Genomic DNA, 21,483 nt, shown 5'->3' with positions numbered 1-21,483 from the left:
GAAGATTATCCGCCACAAATTAAACCCTATAAAACCCTTAAAAAAATACCCATTAATGGGTATTTTTTTAAGGGTTTACTGTTTCTTATATTGTTTGGTCAACTGCAATTTTTGGTGGTAAAAGTTTATACATCACCGGTGTTACTAGTCTTGATAATAATGTCGAGCTAATTAAACCACCAATAAGCACCAAAGCAAGTGGAGAATACAATTCACTATATTCAATTACAAGTGGCAGCAATCCGCCAATGGCTGTTAACGAGGTCAAAAGTATGGGTACAAATCTAATTTCCCCGGCTTCAATAATCGCTTCCTCAATGCTTTTTCCCTGCGCCCTTAATTGATTTGTAAAATCTACAACCAACAGAGAGTTTTTCACTTCTATACCTACTAATGCAATAAAACCTATTGTGGCTGTAAAGGAAAGCGTTTCACCTGCAAAGAACAGCATGATCAATCCTCCAACTATTCCAAGTGGAATAACCGACAATACAATCAGTATACTTTTAAAGGTTTTGAACTCAAGTATCAACACCCCCAGAAAACCAAAAACAGTAACAATAAGGATAAGACCAAGATTACCAAAGCTTTCTTCTTTACTCTCTTTCTCGCCTGCAACTTTAAAAGAGAAGCCTTCAGGGAATTTAAATTTGTTCAGTTTTTCAGTGATCTCCTCATCCAGGCGCTGCACGTTATAGCCTGGTTTTACAAATGCAGAAATGGTTACATATCTGTCTTTATCATAATGTCTGATCTGGTTTGGCGAACTCTCGAAACCAATAGATGCCACGTTTTTCAGAGGGATATTTACCCCAGAGGAAGACGGAACATATAGCCTGTCGAACATACTGATATCCTGAATATCGTTATTTCTTGGAATAGAAACATTCACATTATAATTGTCTGCTTTTCCCGAGTCTTCCCTGTACGTTGCTACATTCAGTCCGGCAGATCCCAATCGAACTGTACGGTCAATATCCGCAGAAGCAACACCCAGCAAAGCCGCCTTTTCTTTATTTATTGTAACCTTAAGGTCTGTAGGTTTTACCAGTAAAGGATTGTTTACGTAAATAGTGCCATCTACTTTACTGATCAGCGAGGCAATATCGAATGCTGTTTTGCGCAGGCCGTTAAGATCATCGGCATAAATGCGGTAGGCAAGGGGGGCATCAACTGGTGGTCCCTGTTCAAAATCTTTAACCTTAATGTTTGCACCAGGGTAACCATTCAGCTCTTTTCTTACCCTTTCAATTACCGCAACTTTTTCGCGGGTTTCCAGTCCCTCTACCTGGACAAAGATCTGTGCATAATTTTCGCTTTCATTATGTGGGATCACATTGTAATAGATTCTTGGATTTCCTTTACCAACATTACTGGAAAATGAACTTATTTCAGGTACTTTTTTCAATACAGATTCCACATACCTTGTTACTTTATTTGTGGTATTTATATTGGTTCCCTCCGGGGTTTCTATATCCACCAGAAACATAGGTTTCTCAGATTTTGGAAACAGGCTGCTTCCTATAACCGGAACTAATCCAAGTGAGGCAATAAAGATCCCTCCGATAATGATAAGTGTAACTAATGGTCTCTTCAGCGCTTTGTTAAGTACCGCTCCATAAGTTGTATGAATTCCTTTTTTCATTGCCCTGAGCAGAAAATTTCCCTCCTCACTCATGTGCGGTTTCAAAATGATGCTTGCTAAAAAAGGGACTACTGTTAGCGATACCAACATAGAAGCAAAAATTGTAGTGATTACAGAAAGCGGTAAACTTCTAATAAAATCCCCGGCTCCTTCGGGTAAGAAAACGATTGGTAAAAAGGCAAATATAAGCAGTATGGTACAGCCAACAACGGCAATGCCGATTTGAGAAGTAGCCTTTATAGAAGCCTCTATTCTGCTGTAGCCCATACGCAGATACCGTTCAATATTTTCAACCACTACAATACTATCATCAACCAGAATACCCAGCGCTACAATCATACCTACAATGCTTAGCTGATTGATGTTATAACCCAATGCATTCATCAGGGTAAGCCCGATGGCAAGAGATAACGGGATCGAGATCATCACAACAACCGATGCCCTTGTACCCAGAGGCAGTAAGGTAACCAACACCAATAAAATTGCGATACCAAAATCTCTGGTAAAATGCGAAAGCCTTACATCTACGCTTTTAGCCTGATCAAAAACCTTTACAAGGTCAATACCCGGTGGTAAATCCTTTTTAAATGCTGCTAATAAGGGGACAACTTTTTCCTGCACAGATATAATGTTCTCTCCATCTTTTAAGCTGGCATTTATAAAACTGCTTCTGTAGCCGTTCAAGCGGGTAATATGTGTTTCATCTTCATAGCCTAATGAAACATCGGCTATGTCTTTCAGGTAAACTACTTTTCCCTGGGCACTAAAGATTACCGTATTCTTAACCTCATCTATGCTCGAAAAATTACCGCTGGTTTTAATATTAAGCTTTCTGTTTCCCATACTGATGTTACCACCTGGAATGTTAACATTCTCACTTTGTAATGCAGCAATAACATTATTCTGGGTAAGTTTTTCCTGAGCTATTTTTTGAATGTTAAGCCTTACATTTACCTGATGTTCAGGAACGCCGGCGTAGGTAACTCTTTTTAATGCCTGTATTTTTTCGAGTCGTTCCTTTAGCTCTTTTGAATATTTTTTAAGCGTGGCATTGGAGGTGTTTTCACTCACTAAAGCAAACTGATACACACTAACATCCGATGGAATCTGTTTGTTGATCCGTATATCTGCTATATCAGAAGGTAGCTCACTTCTTAAGCTGTTAATTTCTCTCACCACCTCCTGATACTTATCATCGGGGTTAGAGCTATATTTATATATTATTTGCATAACTGCAAGACCATCGCTTATATCTGTGGTTATGTGTTTTATATCGTCAAGTTCGTGGATCTTTTTTTCCATTGGGTCAACAACCAGTTGCTCCATATCCTTAGGATTAGTTCCCGGATATACTACAACTACCGTAAATTGCGGAGGATGGGTTTCAGGATCTTCACTTCTTGGCATGGTGAACAAGGAATATATTCCCAGAGCTAGCACCGCCACGAAAACAATCAGTGTGAACTGATAATTTTTTACTGCAAATTCAGGTAATTTCATTTTGAAATAATTTAGGCTATCTGATTATTTTAATTGAAGAACCATTAGTAAGATAGGCTGATCCTTCTCTTATTATCTGATCAGTGGCTAATAAACCAGAGGAGATAAATGCCTTGTCGCCTTTTAAGTAGGCAACCTTCACCGCTTTCTTTACAGCTCTGTTGTTCACAGAAGTAAATACGTAAGCACTGTCGTTTTTGCCTTCCACTAAAGCATCTACCGGAACAGACAAAAGGTCTGTTTTGCCAAAAGGATAGATCTTTACTTTGGCAAAGAGTCCTGAGATCAATTTGGCATCGGTAGGATTGAGCCTTATTTCGGCCTGATATAAACCGGAACTTTCATCACTGCCCTGGGCAAGGGACTTTACTACTCCTGTTAATGTTTGAGGAAAGACATCAAAGTTTAACTCAACTTTCTCCTTTCCGTTAATTCTTGATCTGTCTTTATCGGTAATACCACATTTAACTATCCAATCTTTATTTGAAACGCCACCTATGTAAAGTATGGGGGTTCCTCCGGCTACCTGTTCTCCTTCATTTGCGAGTTTTTTAAGAACAACGCCAGTTGTATTTGCCCTTATGGTCGATTGAACAGCGTTGAACCGCGCTATGTCCAAACTTTTTTTGGCAATTGCCAAAGCCGTTTGCGTATTTTCCAATTGCTCCCTGGTACTAACACTGTCCTTAAATAAATTGGCAGTCCTTTGGGCATCCCGCTTTGCTTTATTAAATCCCTCTTCGGCCTGGTTAAGCTGAGCATTTACCTCTGTCATGTTTAGCGAGGCAAGTACTTGCCCATTGCTTACATGATCACCTTCCTTAACAAGGATGCGGTTTATGATTCCACTGGTTTTAAAAGAAAGATTACTCTGTTGTTCTGACGATAGTAAACCAGAAGTTTCCACCGGTTCATTTTCATTAAGGGCATTTGAGGAAATTACCTTTACCGGAATTGAGTTATCGGTTTTTTGTGCCGGTTTTGGTTCACTGCAACCAATTACGGCAATGCCAAGAAATATGAAGATCGGGAGTGTATTTATATGTTTCATTTTGTTTTAAATTAAAGGTGATTAAAGAATATAGCTTGCTTTTGCTCTTTCCAGTTCGGTTGTTCTGGTTAGCATATTCAGATAGGCAATACTTTGTTTTAGCTGATCATTTATCAATCTTGTCTGTGCATCCAATAACTCCAGGTAAAGCGCCTGACCCTCTTTATAAAGACGTTGCTCGTCTTTATAATATTGAAGAGATAACGACGACTGGCTAACTGAGGCTTTAAAAGCCTGTAGCGCCGCGTTCAGTTTGTTTTGAGCTGTAATAACCTCAAGTTCCAGTTGCTGCGAGGCCTGTTCTGTTTGTGTTTCGGTGGACTTTAAATCTAAAAGCGCCTGCTGAGTTTTGTTTTTATTTCTGTTGCCATTAAATATTTGCCATGATAGTGTTACTCCGAAAAGATAATAGGGCGCATCTTTGTTTACTTTTAAAAAATCACCCTGAGCACCTACATCAACAAATGTGGATAGCTTTGGAAGTACTGCTACCCTGGTTAATTTTACAGAGAGGGTATTTATTTGATTTAAAGATTCCAGCGCGGTAAGTTCTTCTCTTTTTCCGGAATGAGAAGATGAATCTGATCCAACAATCGTATTCTCGTTTTCACTAATTTCAATGGTACTGTTGAGCGGCTTATTGAGTAGAAAATTGAAATACGCGGCAGCGTTCAGAGACTCAGTTCTGGCATTTTCAAGTTGAGTTTCAAGCCCTGTAAGCTCATTTTCTGAACGGGCCACCACTGTTCTTATCGCTTTTCCATTTTTAACCATTGATTGATTTATCCGCAGGTTTTCTTTTGCCAATGCAATCCCGTTTTCAAAAATTTTTATGGCCTGCAGCGATTGTTCGTATCCATAATACGCAAGTTTAACCTGCTTTATCAGCTCGCGTTTATACAGCCTTAGTTCTATCTGCTGCATAGTGATCTGTTCTTTTTTGATGCGGCTGTTGTAAATAATTTCCGCATTATACAGAGGCAAGGTGGTATGTACTTTGGCATCGTAATAATTGTTCGGATTGAAAGTCTGACTCACATTATCTACCTGAGGGAATTTACCCGAACCTGTTAAGCTGTTTAAGGTGCTGTACACAGGATTTAGGAGGTCGCCAATTGGGATTTCAATTTTGCGTCCACCTCCTGATGTCAGGTAGGAGGTGTTTAGTTCTACATCTGGAAGGAATAGTCCCTTTGCTTCTTTTAGGGCGTAAAGACTTCGCTGTAAAGCGAAATCTTGTTTTTGTATCCCAAGATTATTTTTGAGGGCCTCGTCTATATAACCCTGAAGAGGACTTTGAGAGAAGACACTAAAGGGAAGCCAGCACCCCAGGATTAATAGTATTAACGATTTTAAGGCTGTTTTTCTATTCATGACGTATCGTTGTTTATAAAATGAACACTGTTTATTAGAATTGATATTTTTTGATTTGTTACATTGTTTTTGAAAAATAATAATCGTTGGTTATTTACTAAACACTGTTTATGTTAAGGTAAATTTTTTTTACACTTTAAGTGTTTTTAGAAAATAGTCTAATGATTGGGCTAAAAGATTAGGATTTTGTTCACCTTCAATATTTACCGACTGCAGCCGCTCTCTTATAAATAAGGAAATAAGGCCATGAACATAGGACCATATAGACATTGAAACGATAAGGGGGTCACCATCAACAATAAGCTTTTTATCCAGGCATTCTGTAACCGTATTAAGCAGGTATTGGAAGCTATTCTCTCCGGCTTCCCACTTGCTATGGCATTTAATTTCACTTAAAGGGGCCCTCATGATGAACATAAGATCATAATAGTCCGGATTTGTCAGCGCAAAATTCAGGTATATTTTTCCTAGCTCAGCCAGCCTTTCAAATGGATCAGTTATCTGGTTATGGTTTATAAATTCTTTGTTTAACAGATCGAATCCCTGTTCGTGGATTACGTAAAAGATTTCATCTTTCTCTTTGAAATAAAGATAGATTGTTGCCGGACTGTATTCTATATCGTCGGCAATGTTGCGGATAGAAGTTTTTTCATAACCCTGTTCCAAAAAGAGTTTGGTAGCCGATTCAATAATCAACTTTCTCCTGTCCAGCTTATCTCTTTCTTTTCTATCTTTTATTGACATACTAAAATGCTAACTGATGCAAATATAATAAACACTGTTCAGTAAATGCAAAAAAAGAGAAAATATTATGGTATGTCTTAAAATAGGAACAGGGATGAGCAATAAAGCTATCCCTGTTTTAAGATGGTTGATCCACCACAGATCAACCTAAACCAAACAAACCACTACTATAACGTATGATATTGTCAAAAAGTTTCTTTATTTGAAAATAAATTTTAAATAATTACTTCTCAGGACGTTACCTGATGGTTTTAGCAGACAAAAAATCTATTTCTAGTAAAATATGAAGGTTTTTTAATTCCGTAACATTTGTGTAACATTAATTTATTTTTAGTAAATTAGTATCGTAAGCCAAACCATGACCACATATTCTATGCTTTCTGATCAAGACCTCAGGGCCAAATTAGTCTCTGGGGATGAGTACGCCTTTGCGGAATTCTATGAGAGGTACAGTGCCGGAATTTTAGGTTTTGTTAAAAAATTTGTTCACTCTGCGGATCTTTCAGAAGATCTTACACAAGAAATATTTATAAAGATCTGGCAATGCAGATCAAAATTAGCAGATATCCAATCGCTAAAGGCCTATTTACATATCGTTGCCAGGAATCATACCTTAAATAGCCTTAAAAAAGCCTTCCGTTCTGAAGTTGCTATGTCAGAGATAGTCAATAGTTTTGTTGAAGAAAGGAACTCCACTGAAGACGAGCTTTTGAATAAAGAATATTACGACTACCTTCAAAAAGCATTAGCGGTATTATCTCCCCGAAGCAGAGAAGTTTTTAAACTATGCAGAGAGCAGGGCAAAAGTTACGAGGAGGTAGCAACGGCATTGGGTATTTCCCGAAATGCCGTAAAGAATCATATGGTAGCTTCTATGAAAATTCTCAGGACTTCTGTTGAAAGGGACCTGGGTATCTCTTTAGGAGTACTTTTGGTTATCCTGTTAAAATAAGTTCAAAAAAATAATTTTTCCAGCTACCCTCGGCGCTTCAAATATTGTCTTAGTATTTGAAAGGCCCTCACTATGGAAGATAAAGAATTTTACAGAATACTTGTTAGTCGATATATTAATAAACAACTCTCTGATGATGAGTTGGAATTGTTTGTACAGTTAACCAAAGATGGGAAACTGGATGAACATCTTTTGGGAGCGATGGATGAGGAAGGTGGAATTTCTGAGGCTGACGAGGACCACCACAAGCAAATTAAAATAAAGCCGTTGTGGCTCAAACTAACTGCTGCGGTTGTTGTATTGGTTACGTTATCTATAGGCTTATATTCTTATGTTAATCACAATCTTAATAATGCTAATCTGCGCGCTGTTTACACAAAACAAGATGCGGAACCCGGTGGAAATAAGGCTATACTTACTTTAGCTGATGGTACTGAAATTTCGCTAACAGATGCAGTTAACGGCCAGATTGCTAAACAAGCTGGAGTAGCAATAACAAAAAATGCCAGTGGGCAATTGGTATATACTGTTATAGAATCCAGGAAAAAAGAGATGGCATATAATACCATCAGTACACCCAGGGGCGGTCAATATCAAGTGAATTTGCCTGATGGTACAAGAGTTTGGCTAAATGCTGCCTCCTCCGTAAAATTTCCAACAAGTTTTGCTAATGCGACCTATCGAAGGGTAGAACTAACCGGAGAAGCTTATTTCGAAGTATTTAAGAATAAGAAGCTTCCTTTTATTGTGATAACAGATAAACAGGAAGTTGAAGTTTTTGGAACCCATTTTAATATTAATTCTTATGATGATGAAACAAGCATCAAAACAACCTTGCTTGAGGGTTCAGTAAAAGTATCATTACTGAACGGGAGGAATAAAAAAGTTTCACGTTTCCTGAGACCCGGAGAGCAGGCCAATGTTGAACATCAGGATATGAGCCTGAAAATCAGTAAAGCCAATATTGATCAGGTAATGGCATGGCAAAAGGGGTATTTTCATTTCGAGGGTGATGACCTGCAATCTGTGTTGCGTCAGCTATCGCGATGGTATGATGTAGATGTATTATATGAGATAAACCATACTGATGATGAGTTTATGGGCGATATCCCGCGCAACGTAAAATTATCAGAAGTGCTTAAGATATTAGAATTTGGAGGTGTCCACTTTAAAATTGAAGGAAAAAAACTAATTGTAACTAAATAAACAACTTAAAACCAGTATTGTATGGAAAAATAAATACCTAACCCGTGTAACTGAGAAGAAAATACCGGACCCTGGTTGCAACAGGATCCGGATAGATCCACTTCTTAAGTTAGAAATGGAACAAAGTTCCGGTCGATCTCAAAAAATACCTTGTTAAATAATTAATGAATTAACCAAACATTCAAAAGTATGAATTTAAATCAATGTAGGAAAGCATCTGTTTTCAGGTGGTTATTCTCATCCAGGAATTTATTGGCAATGAAACTAATTGTACTATTAATCTTCATAGGTTGCCTTCAAGTCTCCGCAACGGGATTTTCGCAAAGTATTACACTTTCCGAAAGAAACACTACGCTAAATAATGTGTTCGAAAGTATAAAAGAGCAAAGTGGCTATACCTTCTTTTATAACAATAAACTCATAAAACAGGAAGGCCGAATCAGCATCGAGCTGAAGAATGTAAGTGTGGAAACAGCGCTGGACCAGATATTTAAAAACAGGCCGTTTTCATATAAAATCATAAACAAAACCATTGTAATTAAGAGAAATTCCATTTCAACAGCATCGGTTATTGTTACTGCCGAGGCGCAAATAAACATTAAGGGGAAAATTTCAGATACAGAAGGCAATCCGCTATCAGGAGCAACTGTTATGATTAAAGGAACTTCAAAAGGAACTTCTGCAAATATCTCCGGTGAATTTTCGATAGATGCGAAAGAAGGAGATGTATTGGTGGTAAAATATCTGGGCTATCAATCCAAAGAGGTATTGGTAAAGGCAGGTGTTACCAGTATAAATATTGTACTTGAAGCCGAATTACAGGGCCTTTCTGAAGTGATTGTAACGGCCCTTGGGGTTAAAAGACAGGAAAAGGCTTTAGGTTATGCTGTGCAAAGAGTTGGGGGAAAAGAACTGCAAACTGTAAAAGGAGTGGACTTGGGTACTTCCTTAACCGGTCGGGTTTCAGGTTTGGTAATTAAGAATTCTACGGAATTTAATGCAAGACCTACAGTAGAGTTGAGAGGTGAAGATGCATTGTTAATTATTGATGGGGTCCCTTATGCAAACATGACTTTACGTGATGTGCCTACCGATGACATCGAAAGTATGGATGTGTTAAAGGGATCGACTGCTTCTGCTTTATATGGCTCACGTGCTAAAGGTGGTGTTTTGATGATCACTACTAAAAAAGGAGCAGCAGCCAAGGGGTTCTCAATTGATGTAAATAGTAACACTATGTTTCAATTGGGTTATCTGGCAATTCCGAAAGTACAAAGTTCATACGGTCGTGGTCAAAATGGTGAAATTGATAACGATTATGTTTGGGGTCCAAAACTGGATGCAGGAAATACAGCCAGAGATTGGAACCCGGAAACCAAACAATTTGAAGATGGACGCCCCTTAGTATCGGTAGGAAAGGATAACCTGAAGAATTTTATGAATACCGGTATTATAGCCAGTAATAACATTTCTTTGGCACAGAGTAATGAGAATGGAAGTTTCAGGATTGGGGTAAACCATATTTTCCAGAAAGGCCAGTTTCCAAATCAGAAACTTAATCTCCTGAACCTTACTTCTGGTGGTGAGATCATAGTTAATGATCATTTTAGGGTAGAGGGACGTTTTGGTGTTAGTCGTGGTTCTACGCCTCAAATGTGGGGTAGCGGATATGGAAATCAGGGGTATTTATACCAGCTTATCATGTGGACGGGTACAGAGTACGATATCCGTGATTATAAAGACTACTGGGTAGTTCCTAACAAAACACAGAACTGGATGTATACCAATTGGTATGATAACCCATACTTAATTGCTTACGAAAAGCTTAACGGTGAGGTCAAAAATAAAGTAAATGCAAATGTCACTGCCAATTATAAGTTCAACAATGATTTTAACCTGATGCTGCGTTCAGGTTATGATAACTATAATAATACAAATACCAAACAAAACCCTACAGCTAATATTTTCTCTACACGTGGGGGATGGAATGCAAGAGGAATGTATGAAACAAGTGATTCAAGAGGTTTCTCTACCAATAACGATTTGATCCTTACTTTTAATAAGAAAGTTAGCAAATGGGCATTTGAGGGGTTAGCCGGTGGTACACTTTATTATTTTAAAGATGATGGCTTTACCGCTACCACTAAAAATGGATTAATTTCTCCTAGGTATTTTTCTCTGAAAGGTTCAGTTGAGCCGGTAACAATTACCCCTGGAAGAAATTGGTCTCAGCAAATTAACAGTCTTTACGGCCGGGCATCTGTAAGCTGGAACGATGCAGTGTTCTTTGATGCTACGGGCAGGAACGACTGGAATTCAGCTCAGCCAGAATCATCGCGATCTTTCTTTTATCCATCTTTGGGCTCAAGTGTGGTAGTATCTGAGCTGGTAAAAATGCCGACTGTGATTGATATGTTTAAACTACGTGGATCATGGACACTCTTTAAAAACGCATTTGATCCTTTTGCAATTAATAAAACTTTCTCCACTACTACCTCAGCATGGAATACACTTAATTCTGCCAGTTATCCATCAAAGCTGATCGGAGAGCATTTACTGCCAAGTACACAGCGCACCTGGGAAGTTGGTGCAGCAGGCTACTTACTGGGTAAACGACTACATTTCGATGTTGCATATTATGATAAGTACTATTACAACAGACAGGTAAATACTGATATTCCAGGGTCATCTGGCTTTGCTACCATATTGGTAAACACTGCAGAAACATATGCCAGAAGAGGTCTTGAAATTTCTGTTGACGGTTCTGTGGTAAAAAATGAAGACTTTGAGTGGAAAACTACCGTTAACTGGTCTAATCAGCACCGCTATTATGTTAACCTTGATCCTGTTTTGTCAGCTGATAATCCATGGGTTAAAAAAGGTCAAAGGTTAGATACTTATCTCAGCTCATATTGGTTGAGGGATCCAAGTGGAAACGTAATTTTTAACAACGGCTTTCCTGTTGAAAGCGATTATGATAAAAAATATGGTTATGGAGATCCCGATTTTAGCATTGGTTTTATTAATAATTTCCGCTACAAAAACTGGAATCTGGGTGTAAATATAGACGGACGTATTGGAGGGTTAATGTACAACTACCTATACGATAAAATGTGGGATACCGGTACTAACCCAGAAACCGATAACCAGTATCGCTATGACCAGGTAGTAAACGGTTTGAATAACTATGTAGGTAAAGGTGTTAAAGTAGTGTCTGGAGAAGTGCAGTTTGACAAATATGGAAACATTACCAGCGATACCAGACAATACGCAGCAAACGACGTACAAGTAGGTTATCAGGATTTTGCACAATCTTTTAGAGGGGGTGATATGGGTATTCAAAAAGAAACCTTCATCAAACTTCGTGAAGTTTCACTCGGGTATAATTTCCCTGCAAAGCTGGCTAATAAAATCGGTGCCCGGAGCGCATCATTTTCAGTTACAGGTCAGAATTTACTGCTGTTAACCGACTTTAAATTTTCAGATCCGGATATAGATACTGAAAACCTGAACTCTCCTTCATCACGAATGATTGGTTTCAATCTTAAAGTAGGATTCTAGTAAGGCAGCTTTTACGTTTATAAATAACTTAAATCAAGATGAAAAGAATTATAAAATATATGTTGATTTTGCCTTTACTGGCAACGCTAACAAACGGTTGTAAAAAGTTTGAAGACATCAATACCAATCCAAATGAAACAACCCAGGTAAATTCGGCCATGCTGGCAACAGGTATGATTCTGAACGTAACCCGTGGCGACATCAGCTCTACAAAAGGATTTATGCAGCCCTTTTTATTGGGCAAATACCTAACCTGGGGAGAGGGTCAAGAAGGCTTTCAATACAACAGACTCGGACGTACCGATTTTGATCGCATTACATTATTGCGGAATATTCCATCAATGGAAAACTATGCTACAAGCGATGCACTTAAAAAATCATATCAGGGATTAGGACATTTTATCCGTGCATGGCAATTCTTTATGGCTACAATGCAGGTAGGAGATATCCCCTATGCAGAAGCCGTAAAAGGAGAAACTAATGTGCTGCAGCCTAAATATGATACTCAAAAAGCAGTTTTTATGGGAATTCTGAATGAGCTTGATCAGGCAAACCAGTTGTTTGCAACAGGTGCAAACTTTGAAGGTGACCCTATCTATGCCGGTAACGTCGACAAGTGGAGAAGGCTTACCAATAGTTTTGAGCTGCATGTGCTAATTAATCTTTATAAAAAAACAGCAGATGCAGATCTTAAGGTTATTGACCGTTTCAAAGATATTGTTGCAAACCGTCCGCTGATGCGCGATTACAGAGATAATTTTGCACTTGCTTATAACAATACTGCTGGTCAGAATTACCCATGGTCTGATGTGCCGGCTGGTTCTGGTAACTCATTTGTGAAATCGAACTATACCATGCTCACAAACACTTTGCTAGCCCCTTTAAAAGCTACCGACGACAGGAGGTTGTTTTACTATGCTAAGCCTTCGTCGGTTAAAATTACTGCAGGGGTGTCGCAGTCTGATTATAACGCTTATCCGGGTGTAGAACCTTCTGATGCCTTTTCAGCCTTGCAAACAAGAAGAGTAGGTAAAGATTATGCCGACCTTAATAATCGTTATGTGCAACTGGTAAATGCTGAGCCGGTTAGTGTATTTAGTTGCTGGGATATGCAATTTGCGCTTGCAGAGGCTGCTGTACGCGGATGGATTACAGGAACAGCAGCACAGGTTTATTACGCTGATGGTATTACAAATTCTATGAACGCAGTTGCAATAAATACACCTGATCTGGCCGATTATCACCACAACATGAAAATGGATGCAGCTTATATACTTGCCTTCCCGGCTAAGCCAGGAGTTGCGCTTGCAGGGTCAACTGAGGAGCAGATTAAGCAGATCATCACGCAAAAATATCTGGCCAATTTCTTACAGGGAGGTAAATATCAATCCTGGTTCGAAAACCGGAGAACCGGATATCCTGTATTTACTTTAAACAGTACAACAAATTTAAATACACCATCTACAAACTTTCCGTTACGCTGGTTATATCCATCTAATGAGTTGAGTTATAATTCAGACAACCTTGATGCAGCTGTTCAATCTCAATACGGAGGTAATGATAATACAAATCAGCAAATGTGGTTGTTAAAGTAGTAATTATCTTATATTTATAATCATGTAACCGAAATCATCAAATGACAGAAAACAAAGGTTTAAAAAAAACACTCACCCCGTTTATGCTCTGGGGGCTTGGAGTAGGGTATGTCATTTCGGGTATGTATTTTGGATGGAACCTGGGTCTCGAAAAAGGCGGCACAGGGGGGATGGCTATAGCCACTATAGTGATCATGGTAATGTATGTAACCTTTACATTCAGCTATGCGGAACTTGCCTGCGCTATCCCCAAGGCGGGTGGGGTATTTGACTATGCAAACAAAGCGATGGGCAAAAATATCGGCTTTATAGCCGGTATTGCCCAGATTGTAGAGTTTATACTTGCTCCGCCAGCCATTGCATTTGCAATTGGTGCATATTTCAATGCATTTTTTCCGCAAGTGCCCATACTAACCAGTGCCATAGCCATTTACTTCGTGTTTACCGGGCTCAATGTATATGGTGTAAAAGCTGCGGCCTCTTTTGAGGTGATCATTACTGTTCTTGCCGTAGGAGAATTGCTTTTGTTTTCAGGTATCGCTTTGCCAAAGTTCGAGGTAGCAAACCTTACCCACAATGCAATGCCCAATGGATGGGGAGGCGTTTTTGCAGCCATTCCATTTGCCATCTGGTTCTTTTTGGGAATCGAGGGAATCGCTAATGTGGCCGAAGAAACCAAGAACCCGCAAAAAGACATCAGCAAAGGATTTGGCTGGGCCATCTTTACACTGGCTATACTGTGCGTATTAATCTTTATTGCAGCTACCGGCATCGCCGGATGGGAAGCAATAGTTTATAAAAATGGAATAAGCGGAGAAACATCAGATTCTCCGCTTCCTTTGGCCCTTGCAAAAATAACAGGCAGTAATCACCTCATGTACCACCTGCTAATTACTGTTGGTTTATTCGGACTGGTAGCTTCTTTTCATGGACTTATACTTGCTGCCGGAAGATCAACCTATGAAATGGGCAGGGTACATAACATCCCCTCATTTCTCGGCAAAATATCTCCAAGATTCCATACCCCGGCAAATGCGCTTATAGGAAACATGGTAATCGGTATTCTGGCATTGCTTTCCGGTAAAACATCAGAGATCATCATTGTCTCTGTTTTTGGAGCACTTACATTATATATCATTTCCATGATTTCCATTGTTATCCTGAGGAAGCGGGAACCTGATCTGCCAAGACCTTTTCGGGCTCCATTTTATCCGGCATTTCCGGTTATCTCGCTCGTCATTGCAACTGTATCTATTATTGCAATGTTCATTTTCAATTTTAAACTCGGACTTATTTATTTCTCCATATTGATAGTAACCTTTTTGCTGTACAGAATCTTTAAACCATCTCATGCATGACAACACAAGAAATATTAGCATATGTAAAGCAGCATCCGTCAGGAAAAGTAAAACTCGCCGTTGCCGATATTGATGGCGTTTTAAGAGGCAAGTATATCTCTGCCGAAAAGTTCATTTCTTTAGCAGAAGGAAGATTAGGATTTTGTGATGTTACTTTTGGGTGGGATATGGGTGATGTAGCTTACGATAATGTGAAATTTACAGGCTGGCATACCGGCTATCCCGATGCACTGGTAAAGCTTGACCTAAGTACATTCCGTAAAATACCCTGGGAAAATGATATTCCTTTTTTCCTGGGCGACTTCGTAGATGATGATGAAATACCAGGATATACCTGTCCGCGGCAGTTACTGCGTAAGGTGTTGGCAGATACTGAACAAAGTGGCTTTTCACCCTATTTTTCACAAGAATTCGAATGGTTCAATTTTGCAGAAACACCAGAAACAGCACACCAAAAAGGCTATCAAAACCTTACACCCTTAACTCCTGGAATGTTTGGTTACTCCATTTTACGGAGTACCTTAAAAAATGAATACATGACAGATCTTTTTGATCTGCTTTGCAAATTCGGAATACCTATAGAGGGCTTACATACAGAAACCGGGCCAGGGGTTTACGAAGCAGCCATTAAATATGCGCCTGTTTTACAGGCGGCAGATCAGGCGGTATTGTTTAAAACTGCGGTCAAGGAAATTGCCTATAAGCACGGGGTTATGGCTACCTTTATGGCAAAGATTACTGAACATCTTCCTGGTTGCAGCGGACATGTTCATCAGAGTTTGTGGGATAAGGATTCGAAACATAACCTGTTTTACGACGAAAAGGATCCGCACAAAATGAGTGAACTGATGAAAAGCTATATAGCTGGGCAATTGCATTGTTTGCCGCAAATATTGCCAATGATTGCTCCGACCATTAACAGTTATAAACGATTGGTTGAAGGGGCCTGGGCCCCAACTACCCTAACCTGGGGTATCGACAACAGAACGGTTGCCTTAAGGGCATTGCCTTGCAACGCAAAAGCAACGCGTCTGGAAACAAGGGTAGTAGGTTCCGATACTAATCCATATCTGGCTTTGGCTGCCTGCCTTGCTGCGGGTTTATATGGAGTTAAAAACAAAATGAAACTGGAAAAGGAGGCTACCGAAGGAAATGGTTACCGGGATCTTTCAAACGGAGTATTGCCGGCCAACCTTTATGAAGCTACCCAAAAAATGAAACAATCAACAGTAGCAAAAGAGCTGTTTGGCGATCAGTTTGTTGAGCATTTTACGTTAACAAGAGAGTGGGAATGGAAGCAGTACGCCAAAGTAGTAACAGATTGGGAGCTTAAACGCTACTTTGAAATTATTTAACCTCAGGTATAATTTGATTAATAGTAACCATACATATGACATTCGATAAAGTATATCAGTATAATTTCCCAACCACCATTCGTTTCGGAGCTGGGGCTATAAAGGAATTGCCCGCTTATTTGCAAAAGAATGGATTAAAACGGCCAATGATCGTTACCGATCCAACCATAGCTTCATTGCCATTTTTTAAAGCCATTGTAGCCGATTTACAAGCGCATAACATTTCAGTAGAAGTATTTAACGACATTCACAAAAACCCTGTAAAAAGCGATGTATACAAAGGGGGCGATGTGTGGGATAATACTTCCAGAGATAGCATTATTGGTATTGGTGGCGGTGCAGCATTGGATGTGGCCAGGGCAATTGTGTTAAGGGTAAATCACCGCGAGGATCTGTTTAAATACGATGACCTGATTGGTGGGGATGTTTACGTTACCAACGATGTCCCACATTTTATTACCATTCCAACCACCTCGGGAACCGGAAGCGAAGTAGGCAGAAGTGCTATTATCGCTGATGATGAAACACATCAGAAAAAGATCCTGTTCTCTCCAAAGTTAATGGCACAAATTGTATTTGCTGATCCGGTACTTACTATGGATTTACCTCCATTTATAACGGCAGCAACAGGTATGGATGCGCTTACCCACAATATGGAGGCGTTTCTGGCAAAAAATCCGCAACCGCTGTGCGATGGTATAGCACTAGAGGGCATTTCGTTAATAAAAGACGCGCTCGAAAAAGCGACAAACAAACCTGATCTGGAAAGCAGAAGTAAAATGCTGATGGCCTCTATGATGGGCGCAATTGCTTTTCAAAAAGGACTTGGTGTGGTGCATTCTCTCGCACATCCACTTTCTTCCTTACTCGATACGCATCATGGTTTGGCCAATGCGGTAAACATCCCATACGGAATGGAATTTAATATTGCCGGCTTTGAAGACAAATTCCGCAGGATAGCCCGGACGCTTGAATTAAAAGAAGAAACAGGCGAAGCGGTGGTAAAATACCTTTTTGAACTGAATACTAAAGTAAATATCCCGCATCATTTAAGAGACATCGGTGTAAAACCCGAACATATAGAAACACTAGCAGACCTCGCCCTTGCCGATTTTGCACATCCTAACAATCCTAAACCGGTAAGCCGCGAAGATTTTAAACAACTGTATTTAAAGGCGCTTTAATGATATTCTAATGAAAAAAAAGATTGGAATAAGCTATACCGAAACCAATTTTCAGAACTATTGGAATTGGTTTACCTCGCAGGAATTGGGAGATGAAATTGAACTCATAGAGCTTTCTTTTCAAAAGGATAATATTTACGATTTTCAGTTATGTGATGGCTTTGTTTTAACCGGGGGAATAGACGTAGTTCCTGAATTGTATGGTGGGGTACAAGATTATCCACATAAGCCGGATGTGTTTTTACCCGAAAGAGATCAGTTTGAACTACAGATTTATACCTATTCACAAGATCACAAAGTACCTGTTCTGGGAATCTGCCGGGGCATGCAATATGTTAATATCCTTGAGGGGGGCAAAGTATTTGAAGACAATGGCGAGCAGGTGAATCAAATCCACAAAAAAGTTGCTGAGGACAAAGTACATGGCGTAAATGTTAAAAAGGAAAGCTTGCTGTATAGCGTAACCGGTGTAGAAAAAGGAGAAGTAAACAGCGCCCACCATCAGGGAATTAATCCGAATTACCTTGGTGAGAATTTAATGGTTAGTGCGTATTCAGATACCGACGACGGTATCATTGAAGCCCTGGAATTTAAAGATAAAACCGACAAAGCTTTTATGCTAGGCGTACAATGGCATCCTGAAAGAATGAAAGAAAAGGAATCGAACCCACTCTCTCAAAAAGTTAAAGAACAGTTTATAGAAGCAGTAAAAAATCATAAAAGATGAATGTTGTAAATCCGGCTACAGAGGAAATTATTACCATATTAATAGAAAACGACAAGGCATCGTTAGATAATAAATATAACCTGCTTAAAGCTGCTCAAAAACACTGGGCAAAGCAATCATTAAAAGGACGCATTGCCGTTATCCATCGGTTTTACGATTTGCTGGATTTAGAAAAAGAAAAACTTGCGGCAATACTTACTTCTGAGGTAGGCAAGCCCTTACAGCAATCGCGCAATGAACTTAACGGGGCCAGAACAAGGATTCAATGGATGATTAGCAATGCAGAGAAATACCTTTCAGATGAGTGGGTTACTGATACCGATGAACTGAAAGAAAAGATCTCTTATGATCCGCTTGGTGTAATCTGTAACATATCGGCCTGGAACTATCCATATCTGGTTGGGGTAAACGTATTTGTGCCAGCCCTGCTTGCCGGAAATGCAGTAATGTATAAACCTTCGGAATATGCTTCTTTAACAGGACTGGAAATTGAGCGCCTACTTAAAAAAGCAGGTGTACCTGAAAATGTTTTTCAGATCGCTATCGGGGCTAAAGAAACAGGAGAACATTTATTAGATATGGATTTCGATGGTTATTTCTTTACCGGTTCCTATAAAACAGGAAAACACATTTACGAACGAGTAGCCAAAAAGATGGTTCCTTGTCAGCTGGAGCTTGGCGGTAAAGATCCGCTCTATGTTGCAGATGATGTAAAAGATATTGTTGCAGTAGCTGCGGGTACCGCTGATGGGGCCTTCTATAACAACGGACAAAGCTGTTGCGCGGTAGAGCGTATCTACGTGCATGAAAATGTATATGACGATTATGTGGCCGCCTTTGTAAAAGAAGTAAAATCATGGAAATCGGGCCCACCAACAGAAGATGGAGTTTATATAGGCGCTTTAACCAGAAAGGAACAAATTGATGTACTAAAGCATCAGGTAGAAGATGCTATAGAAAAAGGAGCTACTCTATTGCAGGGGGGTAAACGCAAAGGCCATATCGGGCATTATTTTGAACCTACTGTTCTCACCAATGTAACTAATGATATGAAGGTGATGCAGGAAGAAAGCTTTGGGCCTATAATTGGAATTATGAAAGTAGCGGATGACGATGAAGCATTGGAGATGATGAAGGATACGGCCTATGGGCTTACAGCTTCCGTTTATTCTGATAACATAGATAGGGCAGAACACATTCTTTCGCAAATTGATTCCGGTACGGGATATTGGAATTGCTGCGACAGGGTAAGTGCGGGCGTGCCATGGAGTGGCAGAAAACATTCGGGTATAGGTGCTACCTTATCCCACCAGGGTTTGCGTGCTTTTGCCAAGCCTAAAGCCTGGCACTTGAGAAGCTAGTGCCATAGTAAAAGCAGGCTGTTGTCGCTACAATTGCCTGCTTCGTCTACTCTTTATTTCGTTACATGTATGAATAAGTAGCTTTGTAATTTGTTACTAGAGGCTAATGAAAATATCTGTTAAATTCCAGCACATCAGTATTGCCCTTCATGTATTTGTCTGGGGAATGATCCTCTTGTTACCTTATTTTGTTTCCTCTGCAGAACACGATTATAAAATAGGGCCTATACCAGGGCCTTTCTTTACCCTTGCGGGTTTTATTCATCTTTTTATATTTTATTTTAATGCCTTTTACCTCATACCCCGGTTACTAAACCGGCGGTGGTGGTGGTTATACATTATTGCATCGGCAATTCTTATAATCAGTTCCTTTCAGTTAAAATACCACCTGCTTTTATGGTGGTTCCCCGATGTCCTAAACGACATGTCGGCTTATAAATTTGTCTTTGCACCTTCTATCGGAATATTTGTAATTAGTATTGTTTATCGTAAGGTAGTTGATAAGATCATATCCGACAGGAAACAGCAAAAGATCGAAGCAGAACAGCTGTCTACCGAATTAAAGTTTCTGCGCTCTCAGATCAGTCCACATTTCCTGTTCAATGTGCTTACCAACCTGGTATCGCTGGCCAGAAAGAAATCAGATCAAATGGAACCTTCTCTGATCATGCTTTCTGAACTCATGCGCTATATGTTGTACGATACACAAGGGAAAAAGGTAGCGCTGGGCAAAGAGGTTTCTTATCTTAATAACTATATAGAATTACAGAAATTGCGTTTTGGTAACGATGTTGAAATCAACTACAACGTAGATCCTGGCATAGAAAATGGAGATTATTCCATTGAGCCAATGCTGCTCATCCCTTTTGTCGAAAATGCTTTTAAACATGGTGTCGCCCACCAGGGGTATCCTAAAATAAGCATAAGTACGTCCGTAAAAAATGATGTGCTGCTATTTGAAGTAGAGAACCAGATTGATGATCAGCCCAACTCCAGTAAAGATGAAAATTCGGGCATCGGACTGGCCAATGTTAAATCCCGATTAGATCTGCTTTATAAAGGCAAGCATAACTTAAAAATTAAAACGGAAAACAATTTGTTCCATATTACCTTAACTTTAATGCTTAAATGATCAAATGTATTGCCATTGATGACGAAAAACTGGTTCGGGATCTTTTGGAAGATAACATCCGGCAGCTGCCATTTTTAGAGTTAATTAAAACCTGTAAAAATGCACTCGAAGCCTATGAAGTTTTACAAACCGAACAGGTGGACCTCATTTTTCTGGACATACAAATGCCCGGTCTAAGCGGACTGCAGTTCCTGCAATCCTTGCAGCATCCGCCAATGGTGATCCTGGTAACAGCCTATGAACAATATGCGTTGGAGGGGTTCAATCAGCAGGTAGTAGATTATCTGTTAAAGCCCTTCAGTTTCGAACGTTTTTTAAAAGCATGTAACCGCGCCAATGAATTGTTCCGTTTGCAGCATAATCAGAACAACGATGTAAATGAGATTCAGGACTTCTTTGTAAATGTAGAGTATACCCTTGTTAAAATTGTAGTAGCAGATATTGAATATATAGAAGGGTTAAAAGATTACATCAAAATTCATTTGTCGACCAGCGATAAGCCGGTGCTTACCCGCATGACCATGAAGGCAATGGAAGAAAAGCTTCCTGCAAATTCCTTTGTAAGAACCCATAAATCTTTTCTTGTAGTTGTGCAAAAGATAACCGCCGTTAAAAGGGATTTTGTCTGTATTGGCAATAAAGAAATTCCGGTAAGTGAGTTTTATAAAGAGAATCTCCGGTCTCGTCTACAAAATTTCTGATGTAGTCTACTCTCCAAAAACTGCATTGGTTTTCAGC

The 21,483-nt window shown here is 39.5% G+C and carries 15 protein-coding genes; 11 read left to right on the top strand and 4 right to left on the bottom strand.

Translation table 11 applies throughout. The features are described 5' to 3' along the window. Positions 1-85: 85 nt before the first annotated feature. The 4 genes from HQN86_RS11710 to HQN86_RS11695 all read right to left on the bottom strand — a co-directional run bounded on the left by HQN86_RS11710 (position 86) and on the right by HQN86_RS11695 (position 6,314). Complete coding sequence (locus HQN86_RS11710) at positions 86-3,145, bottom strand: efflux RND transporter permease subunit (RefSeq protein WP_172661172.1); 3,060 nt, start codon at positions 3,143-3,145, stop codon at positions 86-88. 16 nt (positions 3,146-3,161) lie between these two features. Beyond that, positions 3,162-4,196 carry an efflux RND transporter periplasmic adaptor subunit gene (locus tag HQN86_RS11705; RefSeq protein ID WP_216854390.1) on the bottom strand — a complete coding sequence of 345 codons (1,035 nt, stop codon included), beginning with the start codon at positions 4,194-4,196 and terminating at the stop codon, positions 3,162-3,164. 21 nt (positions 4,197-4,217) lie between these two features. Beyond that, on the bottom strand, positions 4,218-5,570 hold the full coding sequence (locus HQN86_RS11700; protein ID WP_172661171.1) for a TolC family protein: 1,353 nt from the start codon (positions 5,568-5,570) through the stop codon (positions 4,218-4,220). 129 nt (positions 5,571-5,699) lie between these two features. Next, entirely contained in the window at positions 5,700-6,314 is a 615-nt protein-coding gene (locus HQN86_RS11695; RefSeq protein ID WP_172661170.1) for a TetR/AcrR family transcriptional regulator, read from the bottom strand. Positions 6,315-6,672: 358 nt separating this feature from the next. Here HQN86_RS11695 and HQN86_RS11690 point away from each other — a divergent pair, with 358 nt between their 5' ends. From HQN86_RS11690 to HQN86_RS11640, 11 genes are all read left to right on the top strand, one after another. Beyond that, positions 6,673-7,266, top strand: a complete 594-nt coding sequence (locus HQN86_RS11690) for an RNA polymerase sigma factor (RefSeq protein WP_172661169.1) — start codon at positions 6,673-6,675, stop codon at positions 7,264-7,266. A 72-nt stretch (positions 7,267-7,338) separates the two neighbouring features. Then, the gene (locus tag HQN86_RS11685) at positions 7,339-8,472 is read left to right on the top strand and encodes a FecR family protein (protein ID WP_172661168.1); all 1,134 of its coding nucleotides are present in this window, start codon (positions 7,339-7,341) and stop codon (positions 8,470-8,472) included. A 189-nt stretch (positions 8,473-8,661) separates the two neighbouring features. After that, positions 8,662-12,033 (top strand): SusC/RagA family TonB-linked outer membrane protein, encoded by a 3,372-nt coding sequence (locus tag HQN86_RS11680; RefSeq protein WP_172661167.1) that lies wholly within the window; start codon positions 8,662-8,664, stop codon positions 12,031-12,033. 38 nt (positions 12,034-12,071) lie between these two features. Further along, the gene (locus HQN86_RS11675) at positions 12,072-13,628 is read left to right on the top strand and encodes a SusD/RagB family nutrient-binding outer membrane lipoprotein (protein ID WP_172661166.1); all 1,557 of its coding nucleotides are present in this window, start codon (positions 12,072-12,074) and stop codon (positions 13,626-13,628) included. Between the two features lie 41 nt (positions 13,629-13,669). Further along, positions 13,670-14,986: an ethanolamine permease gene (eat, locus tag HQN86_RS11670; RefSeq protein WP_172661165.1), complete on the top strand. Its 1,317-nt coding sequence runs from the start codon at positions 13,670-13,672 to the stop codon at positions 14,984-14,986. Further along, entirely contained in the window at positions 14,983-16,341 is a 1,359-nt protein-coding gene (locus tag HQN86_RS11665; protein WP_172661164.1) for a glutamine synthetase family protein, read from the top strand. The genes eat and HQN86_RS11665 overlap by 4 nt, the downstream gene beginning before the upstream one ends. Before the next feature lie 35 nt (positions 16,342-16,376). Continuing rightward, complete coding sequence (locus tag HQN86_RS11660; RefSeq protein ID WP_172661163.1) at positions 16,377-17,525, top strand: iron-containing alcohol dehydrogenase; 1,149 nt, start codon at positions 16,377-16,379, stop codon at positions 17,523-17,525. 10 nt (positions 17,526-17,535) lie between these two features. After that, a complete protein-coding gene (locus tag HQN86_RS11655) occupies positions 17,536-18,252 on the top strand; it encodes a gamma-glutamyl-gamma-aminobutyrate hydrolase family protein (protein ID WP_172661162.1) in 717 nt (238 codons plus the stop codon). Continuing rightward, positions 18,249-19,613, top strand: a complete 1,365-nt coding sequence (locus HQN86_RS11650; protein WP_172661161.1) for an aldehyde dehydrogenase family protein — start codon at positions 18,249-18,251, stop codon at positions 19,611-19,613. Before HQN86_RS11655 ends, HQN86_RS11650 begins: the two co-directional genes overlap by 4 nt. Positions 19,614-19,719: 106 nt before the next feature. After that, positions 19,720-20,745 (top strand): sensor histidine kinase, encoded by a 1,026-nt coding sequence (locus HQN86_RS11645; RefSeq protein ID WP_172661160.1) that lies wholly within the window; start codon positions 19,720-19,722, stop codon positions 20,743-20,745. Then, positions 20,742-21,446 (top strand): LytR/AlgR family response regulator transcription factor, encoded by a 705-nt coding sequence (locus HQN86_RS11640; protein WP_172661159.1) that lies wholly within the window; start codon positions 20,742-20,744, stop codon positions 21,444-21,446. Before HQN86_RS11645 ends, HQN86_RS11640 begins: the two co-directional genes overlap by 4 nt. The last annotated feature ends 37 nt before the right edge of the window (positions 21,447-21,483 follow it).

The sequence above is a fragment of the Pedobacter panaciterrae genome (genome assembly GCF_013204795.1).
GTDB classification, from domain to species: Bacteria; Bacteroidota; Bacteroidia; order Sphingobacteriales; family Sphingobacteriaceae; genus Pedobacter; species Pedobacter panaciterrae.
Note: the sequence above shows the minus strand (reverse complement) of the source record. Positions and strands in the feature narration are given on the sequence as shown.

What these genes read in the sequence shown, in the direction of transcription:
- HQN86_RS11710 (WP_172661172.1), bottom strand. Translation starts at nt 3,145, where the DNA reads ATGAAATTACCTGAATTTGCAGTAAAAAATTATCAGTTCACACTGATT.
- HQN86_RS11705 (WP_216854390.1), bottom strand. Translation starts at nt 4,196, where the DNA reads ATGAAACATATAAATACACTCCCGATCTTCATATTTCTTGGCATTGCC.
- HQN86_RS11700 (WP_172661171.1), bottom strand. Translation starts at nt 5,570, where the DNA reads ATGAATAGAAAAACAGCCTTAAAATCGTTAATACTATTAATCCTGGGG.
- HQN86_RS11695 (WP_172661170.1), bottom strand. Translation starts at nt 6,314, where the DNA reads ATGTCAATAAAAGATAGAAAAGAAAGAGATAAGCTGGACAGGAGAAAG.
- HQN86_RS11690 (WP_172661169.1), top strand. Translation starts at nt 6,673, where the DNA reads ATGACCACATATTCTATGCTTTCTGATCAAGACCTCAGGGCCAAATTA.
- HQN86_RS11685 (WP_172661168.1), top strand. Translation starts at nt 7,339, where the DNA reads ATGGAAGATAAAGAATTTTACAGAATACTTGTTAGTCGATATATTAAT.
- HQN86_RS11680 (WP_172661167.1), top strand. Translation starts at nt 8,662, where the DNA reads ATGAATTTAAATCAATGTAGGAAAGCATCTGTTTTCAGGTGGTTATTC.
- HQN86_RS11675 (WP_172661166.1), top strand. Translation starts at nt 12,072, where the DNA reads ATGAAAAGAATTATAAAATATATGTTGATTTTGCCTTTACTGGCAACG.
- eat (WP_172661165.1), top strand. Translation starts at nt 13,670, where the DNA reads ATGACAGAAAACAAAGGTTTAAAAAAAACACTCACCCCGTTTATGCTC.
- HQN86_RS11665 (WP_172661164.1), top strand. Translation starts at nt 14,983, where the DNA reads ATGACAACACAAGAAATATTAGCATATGTAAAGCAGCATCCGTCAGGA.
- HQN86_RS11660 (WP_172661163.1), top strand. Translation starts at nt 16,377, where the DNA reads ATGACATTCGATAAAGTATATCAGTATAATTTCCCAACCACCATTCGT.
- HQN86_RS11655 (WP_172661162.1), top strand. Translation starts at nt 17,536, where the DNA reads ATGAAAAAAAAGATTGGAATAAGCTATACCGAAACCAATTTTCAGAAC.
- HQN86_RS11650 (WP_172661161.1), top strand. Translation starts at nt 18,249, where the DNA reads ATGAATGTTGTAAATCCGGCTACAGAGGAAATTATTACCATATTAATA.
- HQN86_RS11645 (WP_172661160.1), top strand. Translation starts at nt 19,720, where the DNA reads ATGAAAATATCTGTTAAATTCCAGCACATCAGTATTGCCCTTCATGTA.
- HQN86_RS11640 (WP_172661159.1), top strand. Translation starts at nt 20,742, where the DNA reads ATGATCAAATGTATTGCCATTGATGACGAAAAACTGGTTCGGGATCTT.